The organism is Pararhizobium qamdonense (genome assembly GCF_029277445.1).
Lineage (GTDB): Bacteria > Pseudomonadota > Alphaproteobacteria > Rhizobiales > Rhizobiaceae > Pararhizobium > Pararhizobium qamdonense.
The window spans coordinates 2,838,241-2,860,405 of the sequence record NZ_CP119566.1 but is presented as its reverse complement, the minus strand read 5'-3'; the positions used below and the strand labels follow the sequence as shown (position 1 = coordinate 2,860,405).

19 protein-coding genes are annotated in these 22,165 nt (G+C 60.9%); 18 read left to right on the top strand and 1 reads right to left on the bottom strand.

Annotated features, from left to right (window positions below; all coding sequences use genetic code 11):
- The first annotated feature begins 160 nt into the window (after positions 1-160).
- The 14 genes from PYR65_RS13860 (at position 161) to PYR65_RS13795 (ending at position 16,689) form a co-directional block, all read left to right on the top strand.
- The gene (locus PYR65_RS13860) at positions 161-1,378 is read left to right on the top strand and encodes a deoxyguanosinetriphosphate triphosphohydrolase (RefSeq protein WP_276118419.1); all 1,218 of its coding nucleotides are present in this window, start codon (positions 161-163) and stop codon (positions 1,376-1,378) included.
- A 104-nt stretch (positions 1,379-1,482) separates the two neighbouring features.
- Positions 1,483-3,243: an arginine--tRNA ligase gene (gene argS, locus PYR65_RS13855; protein WP_276118418.1), complete on the top strand. Its 1,761-nt coding sequence runs from the start codon at positions 1,483-1,485 to the stop codon at positions 3,241-3,243.
- Positions 3,244-3,305: 62 nt separating this feature from the next.
- On the top strand, positions 3,306-6,374 hold the full coding sequence (locus PYR65_RS13850; RefSeq protein WP_276118417.1) for an SPOR domain-containing protein: 3,069 nt from the start codon (positions 3,306-3,308) through the stop codon (positions 6,372-6,374).
- A 144-nt stretch (positions 6,375-6,518) separates the two neighbouring features.
- Positions 6,519-7,535 carry a beta-N-acetylhexosaminidase gene (gene nagZ, locus PYR65_RS13845; protein ID WP_407951237.1) on the top strand — a complete coding sequence of 339 codons (1,017 nt, stop codon included), beginning with the start codon at positions 6,519-6,521 and terminating at the stop codon, positions 7,533-7,535.
- Between the two features lie 51 nt (positions 7,536-7,586).
- Complete coding sequence (locus tag PYR65_RS13840) at positions 7,587-8,435, top strand: segregation and condensation protein A (RefSeq protein WP_060638244.1); 849 nt, start codon at positions 7,587-7,589, stop codon at positions 8,433-8,435.
- Complete coding sequence (gene scpB, locus PYR65_RS13835) at positions 8,428-9,159, top strand: SMC-Scp complex subunit ScpB (RefSeq protein WP_276118416.1); 732 nt, start codon at positions 8,428-8,430, stop codon at positions 9,157-9,159. Before PYR65_RS13840 ends, scpB begins: the two co-directional genes overlap by 8 nt.
- A gap of 236 nt (positions 9,160-9,395) precedes the next feature.
- On the top strand, positions 9,396-9,602 hold the full coding sequence (locus PYR65_RS13830; protein WP_060638243.1) for a twin-arginine translocase TatA/TatE family subunit: 207 nt from the start codon (positions 9,396-9,398) through the stop codon (positions 9,600-9,602).
- Between the two features lie 72 nt (positions 9,603-9,674).
- Positions 9,675-10,310: a Sec-independent protein translocase protein TatB gene (gene tatB, locus PYR65_RS13825; protein WP_276118415.1), complete on the top strand. Its 636-nt coding sequence runs from the start codon at positions 9,675-9,677 to the stop codon at positions 10,308-10,310.
- Positions 10,307-11,125, top strand: a complete 819-nt coding sequence (gene tatC / locus PYR65_RS13820) for a twin-arginine translocase subunit TatC (protein WP_060638241.1) — start codon at positions 10,307-10,309, stop codon at positions 11,123-11,125. Before tatB ends, tatC begins: the two co-directional genes overlap by 4 nt.
- A gap of 67 nt (positions 11,126-11,192) precedes the next feature.
- The gene (serS, locus tag PYR65_RS13815) at positions 11,193-12,476 is read left to right on the top strand and encodes a serine--tRNA ligase (protein WP_276118414.1); all 1,284 of its coding nucleotides are present in this window, start codon (positions 11,193-11,195) and stop codon (positions 12,474-12,476) included.
- Between the two features lie 25 nt (positions 12,477-12,501).
- A complete protein-coding gene (gene surE / locus PYR65_RS13810; protein WP_276118413.1) occupies positions 12,502-13,272 on the top strand; it encodes a 5'/3'-nucleotidase SurE in 771 nt (256 codons plus the stop codon).
- Positions 13,273-13,307: 35 nt separating this feature from the next.
- A complete protein-coding gene (locus PYR65_RS13805; protein ID WP_407951327.1) occupies positions 13,308-13,922 on the top strand; it encodes a protein-L-isoaspartate(D-aspartate) O-methyltransferase in 615 nt (204 codons plus the stop codon).
- A gap of 301 nt (positions 13,923-14,223) precedes the next feature.
- Positions 14,224-14,880, top strand: a complete 657-nt coding sequence (locus PYR65_RS13800; RefSeq protein ID WP_060638237.1) for a hypothetical protein — start codon at positions 14,224-14,226, stop codon at positions 14,878-14,880.
- Positions 14,881-15,159: 279 nt separating this feature from the next.
- Positions 15,160-16,689, top strand: coding sequence for a peptidoglycan DD-metalloendopeptidase family protein (locus tag PYR65_RS13795; RefSeq protein WP_276118412.1), 1,530 nt, complete (start codon positions 15,160-15,162; stop codon positions 16,687-16,689).
- A 90-nt stretch (positions 16,690-16,779) separates the two neighbouring features.
- Here the strand turns inward: PYR65_RS13795 and PYR65_RS13790 are convergent, their stop codons facing one another.
- Positions 16,780-17,652 carry an ATP-binding protein gene (locus PYR65_RS13790; protein ID WP_060638235.1) on the bottom strand — a complete coding sequence of 291 codons (873 nt, stop codon included), beginning with the start codon at positions 17,650-17,652 and terminating at the stop codon, positions 16,780-16,782.
- A gap of 242 nt (positions 17,653-17,894) precedes the next feature.
- Between PYR65_RS13790 and yajC the strand changes: the two genes are divergently transcribed.
- Genes yajC through PYR65_RS13770 form a run of 4 tightly spaced genes read left to right on the top strand, consistent with a single transcriptional unit; the run spans position 17,895 to position 22,113 of the window.
- A complete protein-coding gene (gene yajC, locus PYR65_RS13785; protein WP_060638234.1) occupies positions 17,895-18,230 on the top strand; it encodes a preprotein translocase subunit YajC in 336 nt (111 codons plus the stop codon).
- Positions 18,231-18,288: 58 nt separating this feature from the next.
- Entirely contained in the window at positions 18,289-20,847 is a 2,559-nt protein-coding gene (gene secDF, locus PYR65_RS13780) for a protein translocase subunit SecDF (RefSeq protein ID WP_276118411.1), read from the top strand.
- On the top strand, positions 20,848-21,234 hold the full coding sequence (locus PYR65_RS13775) for an Mth938-like domain-containing protein (RefSeq protein ID WP_276118410.1): 387 nt from the start codon (positions 20,848-20,850) through the stop codon (positions 21,232-21,234).
- A 9-nt stretch (positions 21,235-21,243) separates the two neighbouring features.
- A complete protein-coding gene (locus PYR65_RS13770; protein ID WP_276118409.1) occupies positions 21,244-22,113 on the top strand; it encodes a phytoene/squalene synthase family protein in 870 nt (289 codons plus the stop codon).
- Positions 22,114-22,165 lie beyond the last annotated feature (52 nt).

Below are 22,165 nucleotides of genomic sequence, written 5' to 3'. Positions count from 1 at the left end.
ACCCGTCGTCCAAAAGTGCCGGTGGACGGGAAGGATCGATTGCGCGGCAAATCCTTGTTTTCATTCAAGGTCACGAGCGATTTCCACTCGGTGCTTTCCTGCAGCGCCCACTATAGGTATGAAGGCTTTCATACCGCGTCAATGGGATGCTGAACGGGAAATGACATTGGACAGACATGCGCTTGGTTTCGGTGCGGGTGAACGCGCGATTTTCGCCTCGGATCCCTGGTCCAGCCGCGGACGGCTTTATCCTGAAACCGGCAGCGCGACGCGATCCGATTTCCAGCGCGACCGCGACCGTATCGTCCACACCACCGCTTTCCGGCGGCTCAAGCACAAGACCCAGGTCTTCATCGCCGCCGATGGCGATCACTACCGCACGCGCCTCACGCATACGATCGAGGTGGCGCAGATCGCCCGGGCGCTGGCGCGCGCCATGCGGCTGGACGAAGACCTCGCCGAGGGCGTCGCCCTGGTTCACGATTTCGGCCACACGCCCTTTGGGCATACCGGCGAGGATGCGCTGCACGAAATGCTCGCCCCCTATGGCGGCTTCGATCACAATGCCCAGTCGCTGCGCATCGTCACCAAGCTTGAGCGCCGCTATGCCGAATTCGATGGGCTGAACCTCACATGGGAGAGCCTGGAAGGGCTGGTCAAGCACAACGGGCCGCTGGTGGCTGCAACTGGCGAGGGCACGCGCGGTCCCGTGCCGCAGCCTATCCTCGATTATTGTGCCGTCCACGATCTGGAGCTGGCAAGCTTTGCCAGCCTTGAGGCCCAGGTGGCGGCGATTGCCGACGATATTGCCTATAATACCCATGATATCGACGACGGGCTCCGCTCCGGCTATCTCAAGTTCGAGATGCTGGAGGAAATACCGTTCCTGGCCGGGCTGATGCGCGAGGTTGGCGAGCGTTATCCGGGACTTGAGGCCAGCCGCTTCACCCATGAAATCATGCGCCGCCAGATCACCGCCATGGTTGAGGACGTGATCACGGTTGCGCAGGACAATCTGAAGGAAATCCGGCCGCAGAGTGCGGCTGATGTGCGCAACGCGGGCAGGGTGATCGCCACCTTCTCGCCCGCTATGGCCGAGACCGACCGGTTGATCAAGAAGATGCTGATGACGCGGATCTATCGCCATCCGGACGTCATGCGGGTGCGCAAGGATGCGGCCCTGATTGTCACCGACCTCTACAAGGCCTTCATGGCCAATCCCGGCGAAATGCTGAAACACTATTGGATCGACCAGATCCCCGGCATGGCGGAACCGGCCAAGGCCCGCCATGTCGGCGACTATCTGGCCGGGATGACCGATACCTATGCAATCTCCGTGCACAGGCGATTGTTTGACCATACCCCTGATTTGCGGTAGTCACCGCGCCGGTTGGCGGCAGCATCGCGATATCGGGCTGCTGTTGATGTGAACGATAGGAACGCGGCCTTGCACCTTGAGGTGCAGCTGAGCGGATGGGTGCTATGAATCTTTTCACTGACTTCGGATCAAGAATTAAAAACGTGCTCGAAGCACTTGATATCGTGCGTGAAAACCGATCAGAGCTCGATTTCAGCCGAATCAGCGTGGAATCACCGCGCGACGCGAGCCATGGCGATGTCGCGACCAATGCGGCGATGGTCCTGGCCAAGCCGCTCGGCACCAATCCGCGCGCGCTCGCCGACCAGATCGTTGCCAAGCTGAAGGAAGATCCGGAAGTTGCCGGCGTTTCTGTCGCAGGCCCCGGCTTTATCAACGTCAAGCTTTCGATCGCCTATTGGCAGAAACTTCTGACCGTCATGGTTGCCGAAGGCACCGAATACGGCAAGAGCTCCGTGGGTGCCGGCCGCAAGGTCAATGTCGAATATGTCTCGGCCAATCCGACCGGTCCGATGCATGTCGGACATTGCCGTGGCGCCGTTGTCGGCGACACGCTCGCCAACCTGCTCGAATTTGCAGGCTACGGGGTCACCAAGGAATATTACATCAACGACGCCGGCTCGCAGATCGATACGCTCGCCCGCTCGGCCTTTCTGCGCTACCGTGAGGCGCTGGGCGAAAAGATCGGCGAGATCCCGGCAGGGCTCTATCCCGGCGATTACCTTGTGCCGGTCGGCGAGGCGCTGGTCGCTGAGTACGGCTCAAGCCTGCGCATCATGCCGGAAGACAAGTGGATGCCGCTCGTCAAGGAACGCACCATCGCCGCGATGATGGTCATGATCCGCGAGGACCTGGCGGCTCTCAACGTTCATCACGACGTGTTCTTCTCCGAGCGCACGCTGCATGCGGATGGCGCAACGCGCATTCGCAACGCCATCAACGACCTGACCTTCAAGGGCCATGTCTACAAGGGCACGCTGCCGCCGCCGAAGGGCCAGCTGCCGGAAGATTGGGAAGATCGCGAGCAGACATTGTTCCGCTCCACCGAGGTTGGCGACGATATCGACCGGCCGCTGATCAAGTCGGATGGCGCCTATACCTATTTCGCCGCCGACGTTGCCTATTTCAAGGACAAGTACGATCGCGGTTTCAACGAGATGATCTATGTTCTCGGCGCCGACCACGGCGGCTACGTCAAGCGTCTGGAAGCGGTTGCGCGGGCGGTCTCCGGCGGTGCGTCGAAGCTGACGGTGCTCCTGTGCCAGCTGGTGAAGCTCTATCGTGACGGCGAGCCGGTGAAGATGTCGAAGCGGTCGGGCGATTTCGTCACGCTGCGCGACGTCGTCGAAGAGGTCGGCCGCGATTCGGTGCGGTTCATGATGATCTACCGCAAGAGTTCCGAGCCGCTGGACTTCGATTTTGCCAAGGTGACAGAACAGTCGAAGGATAACCCGGTCTTCTACGTACAATATGCGCATGCGCGCTGCATGTCGGTTTTCCGGCAGGCGGGCGAGGCGTTTCCGGGCATCGACTTTGATACCGTCGATCTGGCTGGCGCCATTCAAGGCAACATCTCTGATTCGAACGAGCTTCAGCTTGTTGCCAAGCTGGCAGAATATCCGCGTATTATCGAGGCTGCGGCACTGTCCCAGGAGCCTCATCGCATTGCATTTTACCTCTATGATCTTGCGAGCGCCTTCCACGCACACTGGAATAAAGGTAAAGATTCTCCAGAATTACGTTTTGTTAACGATAAAAATGGAGAATTGACCATTGCCAGACTTGGGCTGGTGCGTGCTGTCGCCTCGGTGTTGAAATCGGGCCTGTCCATTACAGGTACCGCTGCACCCAATGAGATGCGATAGTATTGTCACCATTTACCCACAATGAACTGGCAATGACTGGCTAGTACTTGTGAGTGGAGCGGATGGCAGAGAAACAATTGGCACGAAGCGGGGCTGCGGATTTCGGCGTATTGGCGGATGATGATCCATTGGCCGAACTCGCCCGCATCGTCGGCTATGACAATCGGCCCGCAGTCCAGCAGCTGCAGGAACTCGAACGGCATCGCGAGATGGTGAGCCGGGAGCCGGTTCTCGATCTCGAGGACGAGCTGTTGCGCGAATTCGATTTCTACGATGCGCCGCAGGTTGCGCCGGCAGTTCATGCCGTCGATCCTGTTCGGGCCGAAGAGCCCGTGCATCATGAAGAGCCCGTGCTTCATGAAGAGCTTGTGCATCATGTTGCCGAGCCTGTGGCTGTCGAAGCGCCTCTGGCCTTTGCACCCGCGCAGGACGAACAGCCTGCAGCGCCGGAATATCCGGCCGAGCCGCCTGTCGTAGAATTCCAGGCTGCAGAAATCGCTGCTCCCAGTGTCGAGGCTTTCACGCCTGCCGAAAACATCGCGCCGGTTGCTGTCGATGTGCCAGTTTACGCGGAAAGCATCGCTGTCGAGGCAAGCGCCCCCGTCCATGACGTCGCGGTTGCCCCAATTGCCGAACCTGTCCCGCAAGTGGACGCTGGCTGGGCGGTCGAACAGTGGACTGCGCCCGATTTTGACGCCACGGACCTGGAGCGCGAACTTGAGCTGTCGATCGGTTACGACGACGCACAGGTTGAGGCAGCGCATGCAGAAGCGAGTGCAGTGCGGGCGCCGCATGACGAGCCGGAGCCGGATTTTTCCGCTGCTGCGATCGCAGATATCGCCGCGCCCGCTGGTGTTGAACCGGCCGTTGCTTCTCCCGTGATCGAGACCCCTGTTACTATCGAGACCCCGGTTGCGGTTGAGCCCGTGCACACGCCGCCTGCCACGCAGGCCGCCGTCGAGCCAGACGTTCTGATGCAGACCGAATTGCCGGAATGGCAGGATACGCCGGTCTCCGGCAATGTCGTCATTTCGCCGGCTGATACCAATGGTATCGACGCTCTCCTAGCCGATATCGAGCGTTTCCCAGTCCCGCCCGCAGCCGAGGTGAAGGTTGCCTCTCCAGCGGAGGTCGCGCGCAAGGTCAACTACCCGTTTACGCCGACATTCAGCCGCGCGACCCCAGTTGCCTCCAGTGGTGGCGCGTCCTCTCAGAAGGCCTATACAACGCCGCTGGCTGCCGCTGTCGTGGCGACGCCTGTCATGGCGACTGCCGCTGAGGCCGTCTACCGGCCGGCAGAGGCTGCCGTCCAACCGGTGATCGTTGAAGCTGCCGAAGCGTTGAAGCCGGCTGTGAACGCTGAGCCGGAATTCGATCTCGACACGTTCGAACTGGATCTGTCCGATATCAACCTCGATATCGATCCTTCCGAATTTGATGTCGCCGAATTTGCGGCGCCAGAATTAGCAGCGCCGGAACTCATACCGGCCGTCGTGCAAACCGCCGCAGCGCCCGTAAAGACTGTTGCTGCGGCACCGGCCGTGGCAGCCGCCATTCCCGTTGCCGCACCGGAGCGCTATGTTCCGGAGGCCGTGGAAGAGGTTCGCGAGGAGCCCGAAAGCGCTCTGGCATTCGATCCGTCGATGATTTCGGAAACGGAAGAGGGACTGACGGCGATCACCGACCTCAACGTTCCGCAATTGCCCGTTGTCGAGCAGGAGCGTCCGCTCGTTCAGCATACCGACTACGATCTCGACATCGATGCCGAAATGGCCCAGCTGTTTGCCGCACCCGGCCGCAATGCCCAGAGCGTCGATCGCGGGTCCCATGCTCCACAGGCGGCGGCTCCGGTTCAGGCGTCCAATGTCCGCGTCGAAGAGGATTTCGATGAGTTCGAAAAGGCGATGGAAGAGGATTTCCGCCGCTCGCTCAACCAGCCGCAGGACAATGACCCGTCTTCCGACCGCCTGGCCGTCGGTTCCGGCTATGCCGCCAACAATGATTATGACGACGAGGGCCGGGGCTCGGGACGGCGGCGCCTGGCGCTGCTGGCCGCGACCGTTGCCGGTCTGGCGATCTTCGGCGGCGTCGGGGTCTATGCCTTCATGGGCGGCACCGGTTCTGCGCTCTCGGGCGGCGAGCCGAAAATCATTCTTGCCGACAAGTCGCCGGTGAAGATGGTGCCGGTGGAAAAGGGCGGCAAGACTGTTCCGAACCAGGACAAGGCCGTTTACGACCGTGTCGCCGGTGCGCAGGACACCACCCCCCAGCAGGGCACGCTGGTCTCCTCGACCGAGGAGCCGATCGATGTGGTTCAGCGCACGCTGACGCCGGAAAATATGCCGCTAGACGGTGCCGATAACGAGCTTCCCGGTTTGATGCAGGCGGAGGAAGACGGCGATGAACGTCTCCTGCCGGATGGACAGACGGCCAGCACGGCCGATGCTGAACAGACGCCTGCCGTCTCGCCCCGCAAGGTGCGCACGATGATCGTCAAGCCGGATGGTACGCTGGTGGCCCGCGAGGAGCCGGCGCCTGAGCCGCAGACGAATGTGGCTGCCAATAGCGGCGATCCGCAGATCAATGTCGTCCGGACGACGACCGTGGCTGCGCCGATCGAAACCGCCTCGACGCCAAGGTCGCAGCCGGTGGTGGAACAGCTGGCCGAGCAAGGGCAAAAGAGCGCTCTCGCAGAGGCCGCCGCCGCAACCGTCGATGAAACCGCACCGGTTCGCTCCGTCAAGACGACGGATGTGGCAAGTGCCGAAGCGGTACCGCAGACGCGTCCGGTGGCCGAGCGGAAGGTTGTCGATACATTCAAGAACGATATCGCCGCAACCCAGCCTGCCGCTGCGGAAAAGCCGGTCGAGACAGCCTCGATTGCACCCGGCACCTATGTGATCCAGATCGCGTCGCTGCCGTCTGAGGCCGAAGCCCAGACGTCCTACAAGACGCTTTCGGGCAAATTCGGCAGCGTGATCGGCGGCAAGGGTGTCGATATCAAGAAGGCTGACATTGCGGGCAAGGGCACCTACTACCGGGTCCGCATTCCCGCCGGTTCCCGCGATGCCGCCAATGCGATGTGCGCCCAGTACAAGAGCGCCGGTGGCAGCTGCCTGGTCACACGATAATCTCGGATTGAACTGCCAGACGATGAAGGGCGCGGCCACCAGCCGCGCCTTTTGCATGTCCGCATAAGCGGCAATCGCTGTGGAAGGTCGGGCAATACAAGAAACCGGCTTTCGCCGCCATCAGAGCTGCGGCTATCATGCGGCATGAGCGAATCAAAAGCATTCATTTCAGGCTGCAAAGGCCTGACCATCACCCCCGACGAAAAGGCTTTCTTTGCGGACGAGCGTCCGTGGGGCTTCATTCTGTTCGGACGCAATATTGGCGAAGCCAGCCAGATCGCTGATCTGACGGCGTCACTGCGCGACAGTATCGGCAATCCCGATGCGCCGGTGCTGATCGACCAGGAGGGCGGCCGTGTCCAGCGCATCCGCCCGCCGCTCGTTCAGCAATATCCGAATGGCGCGGCGATCGGCGAAATCTACCGCCGCGACCGCGAGCAGGGCCTGCGCGCCGCCTGGCTGATGTCGCGCCTGCATGCGTTCGACCTCATGCGGCTGGGTATCACCATCGATTGCCTGCCGGTGCTGGACGTGCCGATCGAGGGGAGCAGCGAGGTGATCGGCAATCGCGCCTATGGCTATGATCCGCACGCCGTTGCCGAAATCGGTGCTGCTGCGGCAGCCGGTCTGAAAGCTGGCGGCATGCTGCCGGTGATGAAGCATATGCCGGGTCATGGCCGGGCGTTTGTCGATTCGCATCACAAGCTGCCGGTGGTCGATGTGCCGTTCGAAGAGCTGGCGAAGAGCGATTTTCTGCCTTTCGTGGCGATGAAGGACGAGCTGATGGGCATGTCCGCCCATATCGTGTTCACCGCGATCGATCCGCACAATCCCGCGACAACCTCGGCCAAAGTGGTCCGTGACGTCATTCGCGGCCATATCGGTTTTGACGGCTTGCTGATGTCGGATGACGTCTCGATGAACGCGCTGGCGGGCAATATCGAGGAGCGCGCACGCGGTATTATCGCTGCCGGGCTCGATCTGGTGTTGCATTGCCATGGCATCATGGATGAAATGGATCAGGTCGCGCGGGTCGTGCCGGTTATCGCCGGAGACCGGTTGCGCCGTGTGCAGGCGGTTGAGGCTGGTTTTGCCAGGCCCGACGCTTCGGACGAGACAGCGCTGCGCGACGAGTTTAACGGCATGCTGACCATCGCTTAAGGGGCATGCGCTGATTTCAGGGGCAGGGGTATCGTGAGCAACGCCGGCGACATGCAGAAGAAACCGGCCGCAAAAGCGCCGATGGATCCGCTGTGGCAGGACGAGCCCTCCGATCGCGGCCTGCACGAGGAAGAGCTTGTCGTCGATATCGCCGGCTTTGAAGGTCCGCTGGATCTTCTGCTGCATCTTGCCCGTAACCAGCGCGTCGATCTCTCGCGAATTTCGGTCCTGGCGCTGGCCGAGCAATATATCGCCTTCATCGAGCGCGCCCGCAGCATCCGGCTGGAGCTTGCCGCCGATTATCTGGTGATGGCCGCCTGGCTCGCATTCCTGAAATCGCGTCTGCTGATTCCCCAGCAGGCGAAGGACGAGGGGCCGTCCGGCGAGGAGATGGCGTCTGCTTTGGCTTTCCGGCTAAAGCGGCTGGAAGCCATGCGCGAGGCAGCGACCCGGCTGATCAACAGAAACCGGCTTGGCCGCGATGTGTTTGCCCGTGGCGCGCCCGAACATATTCCGGTCGAAAAAAAATCCGCGTTCGAAGCCTCGCTTTACGACCTTCTCAATGCCTATGCGTCGCTGCGCCAGCGCGAGGCGGTGATGCAGGTGACGATCGAGAAGCGGCAGGTCTGGTCGCTTGCCGATGCCCGGCTCGTTCTCGCACGGCTGATCGGCGACATGGTCGACTGGACGGCGCTCGATCATTTCCTGCTGCGCTACATGACGAGCCCGAAGGAGCGCGCAACGGCCATCGCTAGCTCCTTTGCCGCTTCGCTCGAAATGGTGCGGGAAGGGCGGCTCGAAATCCGTCAGGACGGGGCGTTCGCGCCGATCTACCTGCGCCAGGGACCGAACCCGCTCACGCCGGAAGGGCTGGCGGCCATGGAGGCGGGGCGTGATTGAGCCGCAAGAGCGCCTGCCGGGAATGATCGAAAACGAAGAAGACGGCGGTTCAGCCCAGATGACGCTTGATCCGCGCATCGAACTCGAAGCCGAGCGCATCGCCGAAGCCCTGGTCTTTGCCTCGGCCCAGCCGGTCTCCGAAGGCTATATTGCCGCCCGCCTGCCGCAAGGCGCAGACGTCAGGCGCATCATGATGCGGCTCAAATCCATCTATGCCGGCCGGGGCGTCAACCTGGTGCAGGTTGCCGATTACTGGGCGTTCCGCACGGCCGCCGATCTCTCCTTCGTGGTGCAGGCGGACGAAAACGAGGTGCGCAAGCTCTCGCGCGCAGCCCTCGAGGTTCTGGCGATCATCGCCTATCATCAGCCGGTGACGCGGGCCGAAATCGAGGATATTCGCGGTGTCCAGACCTCCAAGGGCACGCTGGACGTGCTGATGGAAGCTGGATGGATCCGCTTTCGCGGACGGCGCCGCACACCCGGGCGGCCGGTGACATTCGGCAGCACGCGCGATTTCCTCGACCATTTCGGGCTGGAGGAACTGCGCGATCTTCCGGGTCTTGAGGAGTTGAAGGGGGCCGGCCTGCTTTCCGGCCGCATTCCTGCGAATTTCCAGATCCCGGTTCCGCTCGGCGACGATGGTTTTGGCGATGACGAGGATCCGATCACGCAGCTCGATCTGGAAGAACTCGGGCTTTTGCCGCCATCGGGCGGGGACGGCTGATAGCGCCGTGTTCTGATCCTGCTCTTTCCACCGTTTTCCGGTCACGTCCCCGTGAGCATACGGTAAAATGCGCTGGAAAGCTTCGATATTCCGGCAGTTGGCTCTATCGCCGCCTCAGTCTCGCTGTAAGGATTGCGCGACGCGCACCTTTCCGCTAACCAGCGAAATGAATTGCTGTTTGAAAAAGATGGTTGAACATCTTAAATCGGGGTTACAGGCTTCAAGGGAGTAAGAATATGGGTTCCTTTAGTATTTGGCATTGGCTGATTGTTCTCGTCGTGGTTCTGCTGCTGTTTGGCCGTGGCAAGATCCCCGAACTGATGGGCGACGTTGCCAAGGGCATCAAGAGCTTCAAGAAGGGCATGACGGACGACGAAGCGGCGGCTGCCGAAAAGGGCGTCGATGGCAAGACCGTCGAACACAAATCCGACGAAGTCCGCTGATCATGCATTTTGTTCAGGGCCTGACCTTTAAGGGCGGGCCCTGTCGCCTTCGGTTTTGTGGAGTTCCTGAGAATGCTTGATGTCGGCTGGACCGAGCTTGTCGTTATCGCGATCGTTCTGATCATCGTGGTGGGGCCGAAAGACCTTCCGCCCATGTTACGAACCTTCGGCAAGATGATGACGAAGATGCGCGGCATGGCGAATGATTTCCGCCAGCAGTTCGATGAAGCGCTCAAGGAGGCCGATCTCGACGACGTGCGAAAGACGTTGAGTGACGCTCAAAAGCTCAATCCGGCCCACACCATCCGCGAGGCGATGAACCCGCTGCGGCAGATGGGCAACGAGATCAAGGCCGATCTGCAAAAGGCAACGGCCGCCGAGAGCAAGCCGGCGGCGCAACCGGATGTGCCGGCTGCAGCTGAAGTTTCCGCCGATGCCGTCGTTCCCGCAGAACAGCCGAAAGTCGATCCGGTTGCCGCCGCCGCTGTCGCTTCCGCAGCCAAGCAGCTGAACCGGGCAGCAGAGGCTGAAAAGCCGAAGGTCAAGCGTGTTTCCAAGCCGAAGATTGTGGCTGCTGACGCCGCTGCCGTTGTTGTGCCGGTTGCCAAAGCACCGGCAAAGCGGGCGAAAGCGGTTCTTGCCGGCGATGTGAAACCGGCTGTGAACAAGCCAGCTGCCAAGACGACGAAGAAAAAAGGTGACGCATGAGCGGCGATATTGAAGACAAGCCCCAGCCGCTGATGGCGCACCTGATCGAACTGCGCGCCCGCCTGATGTGGGCGGTCGGCGCATTTTTCGTGGCGTTTCTTGTCTGCTTCTATTTTGCCAAGGGCATCTTCAATATCCTGGTCCAGCCTTTCAAATGGGCCGTTGACTGGGCAGGGCTCAATCATGGTTCGGTCGAGCTGATCTACACGGCGCCGCAGGAATTTTTCTTCACCCAGATCAAGGTGGCGATGTTCAGCGCGCTGGTGATCGCGTTTCCGGTGATCGCCTCGCAGGTCTATAAGTTCGTGGCGCCGGGGCTTTACAAGAACGAGCGCGCGGCCTTCCTGCCGTTTTTGATTGCATCGCCGCTGCTGTTCATCATGGGCGGCTGCCTTGTCTATTTCTTCTTCACGCCGATGGTCATGTGGTTCTTCCTGGCCATGCAACAGGATGGCAGCAACGGGCAGGTGTCGATCCAGCTTCTGCCCAAAGTCTCCGAATATCTCAGCCTGATCATGTCGCTGATCTTCGCATTCGGCCTGGTGTTTCAGCTGCCTGTCATCACCACGCTTCTGGCGCGCGTTGGTTTCGTGACGGCTGATGGCCTGAAGGAAAAGCGAAAATACGCGATCGTCATCGCCTTCATCGCTGCAGCAATCCTCACGCCGCCGGATCCGGTTTCCCAGATCGGCCTTGCCCTGCCAGCCATCCTTCTCTACGAGATTTCCATCTACACGGCCCGACTCATCGAGCGGCAACGGGCGCGCGACGCTGCTGCGCGCGAGCTTGCCGAGGCGGAGGAAAACGCCGGCTGATACCAGAAGTATCAGCCGAGGCGTTCGGGTCATAGCTTTACCAAGACCGATCAGGACCTGAACGACCATGCTTGATATCAAATGGATTAGGGACAATGCCGAAGCCCTGGACGCCGCACTGGCAAAGCGCGGCGCGGAGCCCCTGTCGGCCGCACTGATTTCACTCGATGAAAAGCGCCGTTCCCTGGTCCAGTCGCTGCAGGACATGCAGTCGCGCCGCAATGCCGCCTCCAAGGAGATCGGCGCTGCAATGGCGCAGAAGAACGGCGCGCTGGCCGACACGCTGAAGGCAGAAGTGGCCGAGTTGAAGACCACGATGCCGGCGCTGGAAGAGGAAAACCGGCTGACGGACGCCGCCCTCATCGAGGCCTTGTCCAGCATTCCCAACATTCCACTCGACGATGTGCCAGTCGGCAGCGACGAGCATGGCAACGTGGTCAAGCATACCTCTGGCCAGAAGCCGGGCTGGAACCACAAGCCGAAGGAACATTTCGAAATTGGCGAGGACCTTGGCTGGCTCGATTTCGAGGGCGCTGCCAAGATTGCCGGTTCGCGCTTCACCATCGTCAAGGGCCAGCTGGCGCGCCTTGAGCGGGCGCTTGGGCAGTTCATGCTCGACCTGCACACGAGCGAGCACGGCTATCTCGAAGTCCAGCCGCCGCTGATGACGCGGGATGAGGCCATGTATGGCACCGGCCAGCTTCCGAAATTTGCCGAGGACCTGTTCAAGACCACCGATGGCCGCTGGCTGATCCCGACAGCCGAGGTGCCGCTGACCAATATGGTGCGCGAGCAGATCCTTGAGGCCGACACGCTGCCGCTGCGCTTCACGGCGCTGACGCCATGCTTCCGGTCCGAGGCCGGCTCGGCTGGCCGCGATACGCGCGGCATGCTGCGCCAGCATCAGTTCAACAAGGTGGAACTTGTCTCGATCACCGACGCGGAAAGCTCGATCGATGAACATGAGCGGATGACGGCTTGCGCCGAGGAAGTGCTGAAACGCCTCGGCCTGCATTACCGCGTCATGACGCTCTGCACCGGCGACATGGGTTTCGGTGCCCGCAAGACGTATGATCTGGAAGTCTGGCTGCCTGGACAGGATGCCTACCGCGAAATTTCGTCCTGCTCTGTCTGCGGCGATTTCCAGGGGCGGCGTATGAACGCGCGCTACCGCGTCAAGGACGACAAAGCGCTGAAGTTCGTTCATACGCTGAACGGCTCCGGCACCGCCGTCGGCCGCGCCCTGATCGCCGTCATCGAAAACTATCTGAATGAAGACGGATCGGTAACCATCCCGGAGGTATTGTTGCCCTATATGGGCGGCCTCACGAAGATCGAAAAGGCCGGTTGAGCCGCGTCTTGCGGCAGGGGTTAAGATGCGAATTCTGCTGACAAATGACGATGGCATCCATGCCGAGGGCCTTGCCGTTCTCGAGCGGATTGCCCGCACGCTCTCCGACGACGTCTGGGTGGTGGCGCCGGAAACGGACCAGAGCGGCCTTGCGCATTCCCTGACCCTGTCGGAGCCCTTGCGGCTGCGGCAGATTTCGGAAAAGCATTTTGCCCTGCGCGGCACGCCCACCGATTGCGTCATTATGGGCGTGCGCAAGGTTCTCGACATCAAGCCGGACCTCATCCTCTCCGGCGTCAATGTCGGCGCCAATATGGCCGATGACGTCACCTATTCCGGGACGATCGCCGGTGCCATCGAAGGCACGCTGCAGGGCATCCGTTCGTTTGCGTTGAGCCAGGCGTTTCGCCATACGGACGGCGGCATCGTTCCCTGGGATGTCGTGGAAACCCATGCGCCAAAACTTTTGAAAAAGCTGATGACGCTGGATCTGCCCGACGGGACATTCCTCAATCTGAATTTTCCCAATTGTGCCGCTGATGCGGTTACTGGCACCGAAGTGACCTGCCAGGGCAAGCTCGATTTCGGCCTGACGATCGACGAGCGCTCCGACGGGCGCGGCCATCCGTATTTCTGGCTGCGTTTCGGCGAGCGCTTTGGGGATTTCCGGGCAGGGACCGATATTCATGCCATCCGCGAAAACAAGATCTCCGTGACGCCGTTGAAGCTCGACCTGACGGATTATGCCGTGCAGGACCGGGTCGCCCGAGCGCTTCTTGACGGAGAGGCCGATTGAGCCCGCGCGTCATCGAGCAGGAGGGATTTGCCGCCTTGGTGTTGCGCCTGCGGGCCGAAGGCATTTCCAGCAAGGAATTGCTCAACGCCGTCGAGCAGACGCCGCGATCGATATTCACGCCGCCGCAATACCAGGAAAACGCCTATTCCTCGCGGCTGGTACCGCTCGATTGCGGGTCGTTCATGGAAGGCTTCGATTTTGCCGTGCGGCTGTTGCATTGCCTCAATGTCAAATCCGGCCAGCGCGTGCTTGAAGTCGGCACCGGCAGCGGATTTACAGCCGGCGTCATGGGGCGGATGGCGGAGCGCGTGCTGACGATCGAGCGCTACAAGACACTGGCGACGGGCGCCCAGCGCAACCTCGAAAAAGCAGGCATCCGCAACGTCATCGTCCGTCACGCCGATGGTAGCATCGGCCCGACGGGCGAGGGGACCTTCGACCGCATCCTGGTGACCACCGCCTTCTCCAGCCTGCCGCGGGTGTTTTCCGATCACCTCGTTTCCGGCGGCATTCTCATCGTGCCGATCATGATGAGCGAAACAGAATGCCGGATCGTCCGGTTGACGCGCACCGGCAGCCGCTTCGACCGCGAGGACCTGTTCGAGGCGCCTTACCTGCCCTTCGTGCCGCAAGTCGCTTCATTCCTGTAAGTTCAGATATCCTGCCTTTGGCATGACGAGCGTCCGGGAAGCTTCGGGCAATCGCCTTGAATGCAGGCCGATTCCATCGGCTGCCGGGCAAAGCGGAAATTTGTGCGCGCTCACGGCTGCTTATCCGGTGATTTATTCCTGCAGAAACAGAGTGTTAACCCTCCGTTAACTTTGGTCAGTTTCGCGCAAGCTTCGGAGCCTAACCGAAGTCTGTACGCCATAGTCATACCGATGAGCTGACCTCTGAGCGGAAGCGTATATGTCAGTTCCGGTCCGGGCGTCAAAACGCAGGAGACGGCAGATGCAGATCGCGAACAGATTGACCTCGGCAGCCACCGGCGACGGCCTGAACAATCTTGCCGGCCGCGCAGGCGCGCCGGGCGCATCGGGCAACCGGGAGGACGGCGGCGCAGCAGTCTTGCCAGTGGGCGGCTATGATCCTTCCTCGCGTGTCTCGCTTTCGGCGGAAGCACTGCTGTTCCTCGGCCGCACCAAGCGGGTTCAGGAAAAATATCCGCCACTGACGCGGGACGAGTGGAGCAACCAGCTCTCACCGCAGCTTGCCGCACGCGAATACCAGGCTTTCGGCAAATATAGCGAAACAGGCGATCACAAAGCCTATTACCGCGCCTTCATCGAATATTACGACAACCTTCGGCCGGAAGATCAAAACAGCCTTCGCTATTTCGGCACAAGGGATGCGGCCATCGCCGGCGCCCGCTCCGTCGCCTATAATGACGAAAGTGGCATCGATGGCGCAGCGGCATTCCAGACGCTGGTCAGCGTTCTTCTGGACACGGACAAGGTACAGTCCGAACTGACTTCGACGCAGCCGACCGCCGGCATGGTCACCGGCGACATGTTCGGCTGGGACACCGGCACCATCAGCTACGAGGATGTCACGCAGACCCGTAGCCCCGTCTCCGGGATAGAAAAATTCTACCGCGAAAATTTCTGATCCCCGTATAAAAACCGCAAATGCAAAGCTTCCTGGGCTCTCGGGGCCGGGCGCTGGTTAATACGGAAGCCCTTTGATCATAAGGCGTCAGCGCCAGTCCGTGGCTTGTCTGCATGGGCATTTCCCCGGGCAAGCCAGGCTTGGTTCAGTCGGCTGCGGCGATCATGGTTATCAATTCATCAAAAAATATGGGTGCCGGGGGGGCGTTTTAACTGCGCGGTAACTCTAATGCGTTTTAATCATTTTACACCGAGTTGTGTTCCAAGTGGGTAAAGTGTCATGCGTATGAGAGTTTCGTCGAGTGTGGGAAAATCCGCTGTTCGCCTGCTTGCAGCGGTCTTGCTGGCAAGTGTCGCGACAGGATGCAGCTCCGATGCGAGCCGCTTTGGCGGGCTTTTTTCGAAGTCCGATAATCTAACGACCAGCTCCGTTCCCAATAACAATGTCCCCGTTCCGCGCAACGATGTGCAGGGTGGCGGCATGGCGATGGCGCCGGCGGCGAACAATCGACAGGATGCCGTCGATCAGCCGTTCCCTGATCCGGTGAACACCGCATCGATGCCGGTTTCACGGGCTCGTGAAGCCTCTACGCCGATCAACGTCCAGCGCGGCGTTCTTACCGAGCCCACCGCAAAGGCGCGCGATACCTCGCTGCAGCAGCCTTTCCCATCGGCCCGCGAAACGGCGAAGGCTGAGCGGAAGCTCAATGCCGATCCAGTCACGACAGCGACGACATCCAAGGGTGGATGGTCCACGGCAAATGCGCCGGCCGTCCTGCTTCGCCAAGGCGATACGGTCGCCACGCTCTCCAAGCGGTTCGGCGTGCCGGAAAAGGAAATCCTGAAGGCAAACGGCCTGACATCTTCGTCGCAGGCTGAGCCCGGCCAGCGCATTCTGATCCCGACCTTCGGCGTTGCCAGCAGTGCTGCCAAGGCGTCCGCATCGGATGCCGCCGCCAGCCTCGATGTCGACAAGCAGAAGAACATTCCGGTGCAGCCGGACAGCCGCGATGTGGCCATCCTTCCCGGACAGTCCCAATCCCGCGAAAAGGGCGTCAACCGTACCGACATGGCTGCCGGCAAGCAGCCGGTTTCGGGCGACGGCAACGGGCAGAGCGGCACCTACACCGTCAAGGCGGGCGATTCCATCAACCGGATCGCCAAGGCTAACAACGTGTCGGTCGATGCCCTGCGCAAGGAAAACGGCCTGACCAGTGCTGCAATCCGTATCGGCCAGACGCTGAAAATCCCAGGCGGCAATGCCGCAGGCGCCGATCAGGTCGTCACGGCTTCCGTTCCGAAAAAGGCCGAGGCGAAGGTTGCCAAGGCGGAAAGCGGCAAGCCTGCCGAATACACCGCGCCGGTCGCCAAGCAGTCGGTGACGGAAGTTGCCTCGAAGGAGGACACGACCGAGGCGTCGCCGAAGGCAACCGGGATCAGCAAGTACCGCTGGCCGGTGCGTGGCGCTGTCATCGCCGGCTATGGTGCCAATGTCGAAGGCAACCGCAATGACGGCATCAACATCTCGGTTCCCGAGGGAACGCCGATCAAGGCAGCCGAAAATGGCGTGGTCATCTATTCCGGCAGCAGCCTGAAGGAACTCGGCAACGCCGTCCTGGTTCGCCACGACGACGGCACGGTCACGGTCTATGGCAATGCGTCTGAGCTGAAAGTTCAGCGCGGCCAGAAGATCCAGCGCGGCCAGACGCTGGCTGCATCCGGCATGAGCGGCACGGCAACGCAGCCGCAGGTTCACTTCGAAGTGCGCAAGAACGCCGCTGCGGTCAACCCGGCGACCTTCCTCGAATAGCCGCTCCTGGCGCCATTAATCAGCACAGGAAAAGCCCCGTTTCGGGGCTTTTCTGCGTTTTGGCGCGCTTCCGGCTGACGATGAAGCGCTTTAGACCAGATCGATCTTCTTCTGCGCGCGCCCGGCGAGGTCCTGGATGAATTGCCAGGCGACGCGGCCGGAGCGCGCGCCGCGTGTCGTGCTCCATTCCAATGCATCCGCATGCAGCTGTTTGGGATCGGTCTCCAGCCCGAAATGAGCGGCATAACCGTCGATCATCGCCAGATAATCGTCCTGGCTGCACTTGTAGAACCCGAGCCAGAGCCCGAAACGGTCCGACAGCGACACTTTTTCTTCGACGGCCTCGGAGGGATTGATGGCGGTCGATTGCTCGTTTTCCATCATGTGACGCGGCAAGAGATGGCGCCGGTTGGAGGTCGCATAGAGCAGAACATTGGCCGGACGGCCCTCGATGCCACCATCGAGAACCGCTTTCAGCGACTTGTAGGACGTGTCATCGTGATCGAAGGACAGGTCGTCGCAAAAGACGATGACCGGAACCGGTGCGGCTTTGAGGATCTCCATCAGGGTGGGCAGCGTCGCGATATCCTCGCGATGCACCTCGACCAGTTTCAACCGCACGCCGGCATCCGCCGCAACGCTGGCATGGACCGCCTTGACCAGCGACGATTTACCCATGCCGCGCGCGCCCCAGAGCAGCACGTTGTTGGCCGGAAAACCCTGCGCAAATCTGAGCGTATTGTCGAACAGGATATCGCGGACATGATCGACGCTCTGAATGAGCTTGAGTTCGACGCGGTTCGGCTTGACGACCGGCTGGAGATGCAGGCGCTGGGGGGACCAGACGAAGCATTCGGCGGCATCCCAGTCGTTGACGGCAGGGGCGGGACCGGCGATCCGCTCGATTGCATCAGACAGCTTGCGCATCTCGGCGATCAGAAGGTCGATTTTCGTATCCTGCATGTGAACTTCCCCAAGAATGATTGTGGTTTTGGCTGTGGGGCCGAACTGTCCGGTAGCATGGCTGATCTAACGGTAAAAGGCGTGAAATCCAGTAGAAAGGGCTTCTCCTGAGACCGATTTCATGTATGAGGCTGAAGACAGAAGCCGGTTGGTCTGTTGTTGCATTGAAATCAGCCTTTCCTATAGTCCGGCGATCCGAAACGCGGGCATCCGTCCGCCAAACTGCATTCAAGGAGTGATTGATGTTCATTACCGAGGCATTCGCCCAGACGGCACCCGGCGCAAGCGCCGGCGGCGCTGATATTCTCATGTCGATCCTGCCGTTCCTGCTGATCTTCGTCGTGATGTACTTCCTGATCATCCGTCCGCAGCGCGCCAATATGAAGCGCCGCGAAGAACTGCTGAAGAACATCCGCCGTGGCGACCAGATCGTGACCGGTGGCGGAATTCTCGGCAAGGTGACGAAGGTCGTCGATGACAGTGAACTTGAAGTCGAAATTGCTGACGGCGTGAAGATTCGTGTGGTACGCAGTGGTGTATCCGAAGTCCGTGTGAAGGGCGAACCTGTCAAGGAATAAGCTTGCAGGGGGGCCGGGCACACTGGCCACCTTGTAACGACATACCTTCGAGAGCTTCATGCCGTATTTTTCCCGCTGGAAAACCATCATCGTCTGGCTCGTCGTGCTGTTCAGCATTCTGGTGGCTGTGCCCAACGCGGTACCGACCGCGACGCTGGCCAGCCTGCCGGACTGGCTTCCCAAGAAGCAGATGATGCTCGGCCTCGATCTTCAGGGCGGATCGCAGATCACGCTGAAGATCGAACGGGACGATGTCGTCAAGGCGCGGCTCGAAGCGGTGATCAACGATGTCGGCACGCGCCTTCGCGCTGCCGGCATCGGCTATTCCGGGCTTTCGGGAACGGGCCAGGCAATCCAGCTTCGCCTTCGCGACCCTGCCCAGGCTGACGCGGCGCGCGCGGCACTCAAGCCTTTGACCGATCTGGTCAAGGCTGCCGGCTTGACCAAGTCCGACTTCAACGAAGTCACCATCACCACGTCGCCGGACGGAACGCTCTCGATTGCCATCACTGACGAGGGCATCAACCACAGGATCGCAGCAACGGCCGATAGCGCGATCGCGGTTCTGCACAGCCGTTTGACGGAACTCGGCTCCCTGCAGCCGAAAATCCGCAGGCAGGGTGGCGACCGGATCATCGTCCAGATCCCCGGGCGCTATGATCCAGAGCAGGTCAAATTCATTCTCGGCCAGGCGGGGGCTCTGTCCTTTCGCAGCATCGATATGTCGATGCCGGTGCAGGACGCGGTCAACGGCCAGCCGCCGGTCAATTCTGAAATTCTCTATTCGGCCGATGACCCGCCGATCGGCTATCTGTTGCGCCGTCAGCCCATCATCGACAACAATGACATCACCGACGCCCGGTCGGCCGTCAATGCCCAGTCGGGAAATCCCGTCGTCAACCTGCGGCTTGGGCCGGATGGCACGACGCGGCTTGCGCAGGCGACGGCCGATAGTTCCGGCACGACGATTGCGATCGTTCTCGATGGCGCGGTCATTGCGACGCCCCTGGTGCGCAAGGCGATTACGGACGGTACGATCCAGCTTGCTGCGGATATGAGCACGGAAGGCGCTGACGATCTGGCGCTTCTGTTGCGCGCCGGCGCCTTGCCGACGCCGCTGACCGTTGTCGAGGAACGGTCCATCGGGGCTGGACGCGGCGCTGATTCGATCCACTCGATCATGACAGCCGGCGCCATCGGCGCCGTCCTCGTCATTGCCTTCATGGTTGGTTTCTACGGATTGTTCGGCGCGGTTGCGAGCCTTGCAGTCACGCTCAACGTCGTGATGATCATTGCGGTTCTGACCGCAACCGGTCTGCCCTTGACACTGCCAGGCATTGCCGGGATCGTGTTGACCATCGGCATGGCGGTTGATTCGAACGTGCTTATCTATGAGCGTATCCGCGAGGAGGTCCGCCAGGGCCGCTCGGTGCGGGACGCTCTGCAATATGGTTTCTCGCGCGCCTTTGCGGCCATCGTCGATGCCAATATCACCACCCTGATCGCCGCCATCATCCTGCTGTTTCTCGGAACCGGCTCAGTCCGCGGCTTCGCCGTCACGCTTGCCATCGGTATCGTCACCACGCTGTTCACCGCCTTTACGCTGACGCGTGTGATGCTCGAAATCTGGGTTGATCGCCGCCGCCCGACGGCCCTGCCGGATGGGATCCGCACCGGCATATTCGATGGTGCCGCCTTCCGCTTCATGGCGATTCGCAACTACGTCTTTTCGCTGACGGCAATTTTGTCCGTCATCAGCATGCTGCTGTTCGGCGCGCTCGGCATCAATCTCGGCATCGATTTTTCCGGCGGCTCGGTGATCGAGCTGAAGGCGCGCGAGGGCAATGCCGATATCGAGGATATTCGCGGCCGCCTCTATGAACTGAATATCGGCGATGTCACGGTCAGGCCGTTCGGTTCGCCGCAGGACGTGGTCGTACGGGTGCATTCGCGCGACGGCGGCGAAAATGCCGAGCAGACATCGGTGATCATGATCCGCGGCGAGCTTGAGGATCAATACGAGTTCCGCCGCGTCGAAGTTGTCGGGCCGTCGGTATCGGCCGATCTCACCACCGCTGCCACCATCGGCGTGCTGGTGTCGCTTCTGGCGATCCTGATCTACATCTGGGTGCGGTTCAAATGGCAGTTCGCTGCGGGCGCCATCGTCGCCACGCTGCACGATGTGCTGTTGACCATCGGCCTGTTCGTCGTGACCGGCATGGAGTTCAATCTGACGAGCATCGCCGCGCTTTTGACCATTGTCGGCTATTCGCTCAACGATACCGTCGTCGTCTACGACCGTGTCCGCGAGAATCTGAGGCGATATCCGCGCATGCCGCTGCCGATCCTGATCGATACGTCGATCAACCAGACCCTGTCGCGCACCGTGCTCACAGGCGCCACGACGATGCTGGCGCTGGCAGCGTTGTGCATCTTCGGCGGTGAGGCGATCCAGGCCTTTGCATTCGTCATGCTGTTCGGCGTCGCTGTCGGCACCTTCTCGTCGATCTATGTGGCGGGCCCGGTCCTCATTCTTTTCAAGCTCGGGCAGGGCACGCCCGGTGACGCCGAAAAAGCCGGCGGGATCGGCGTGCAGACGGCCAGGGGAGTGCAGTAAATGCGCAAGCCCATCGAAATCCGCCAGGCTCATTTTCCGGGCCGGGCGCCGATCGACAGCTATGGCAATGGTGGCTTCCGTTTTGCCGAAATGTCCCATCGCGGTTCGCTGCTGATGCTGCCTTCGGGCATTTACGGCTGGGACATGGTGGAAGGCGATCCCTTGACGCCGGAGAATTTTCAGCGAGTTTTCGAGGAAGCGGCCGATATCGAGGTTATTCTGGTGGGGACCGGCAAGGATATCCGGCCATTGCCCGCCGCCTTGAAGATGAAGTTCAAGGAATACGGGATTTCATCCGATCCGATGAGCACGGGCGCCGCCATCCGCACCTATAATATCATGCTTGCCGAAGGCCGCGCCGTCGCCGCCGCTCTCACTGTCCTTTGAACGATGCCCATGCCGGAAAATACCACGCCTGTTGCGCCGCCCGTTTACGATTTCAGCCTGGCCGCGCTGCGTGACAGCGACCGCGACCGTTATCTCGCTTGCCTGCTCTCGCCGCCGGATAAACGCGGACCGCTTTCGGCGCTCTATGCGTTTCACGCAGAGATTGCCCGCGTGCGCGACCTCGTGCGGGAACCCTTGCCCGGCGAAATCCGGCTGCAATGGTGGCGCGACGTGCTTGAGGATCCAACTGGCACAAGCGGCGAGGGCAATCCGCTCGCCGAGGCGCTCATGGACTGCATCAAGGCTCACAATCTGCCGGTCAATGTCCTCACCGACATGATCGATGCCCGCATCTTCGATCTCTATGACGATCCGATGGAAAGCCGCGCCTCGCTCGAAGGCTATGCGGGGGAAACGGCCTCAGCGCTCATTCAACTGGCCAGCCTGATTCTTGATCCGGCACATGCGCAGAATTCTGCTTCAGCGGCAGGGCACGCCGGCGTTGCCCAGACAATTGCCGGTCTGCTTCTGCTCCTGCCGCTGCATCGCCGCCGTGGTCAGGTCTATTTTCCGGCGGAGCTTCTGGCCGCGACCGGGCTGGACCGCGACAGTTTCCTGACGGGCAGCAACGAACAGTCGGTAACCTCCGCAATCCGCGCCTTTGCCGGTCTCGGCCGCGAACACCTGGCAAAGGCCAGGGCAGCAGCCGGTTCCATTTCGCACATGAACCGCTCTGCGTTCACCGCATTGGCGCTGGCAGAGCCGGTCTTCGATCGTGCCGAAAAGGCTGGCGCAAAGCTCTTTGATCAGTCGATCGTGCCGCCACAGTGGCGCCGCCAATGGTGGATGTGGGAAGCGGCCCGAAGCGGCAGATGGTAGAAGTGCCGGTTTTAGGATCAGCTCTTGGAATCAGGCGGCGGCACATTGGCGC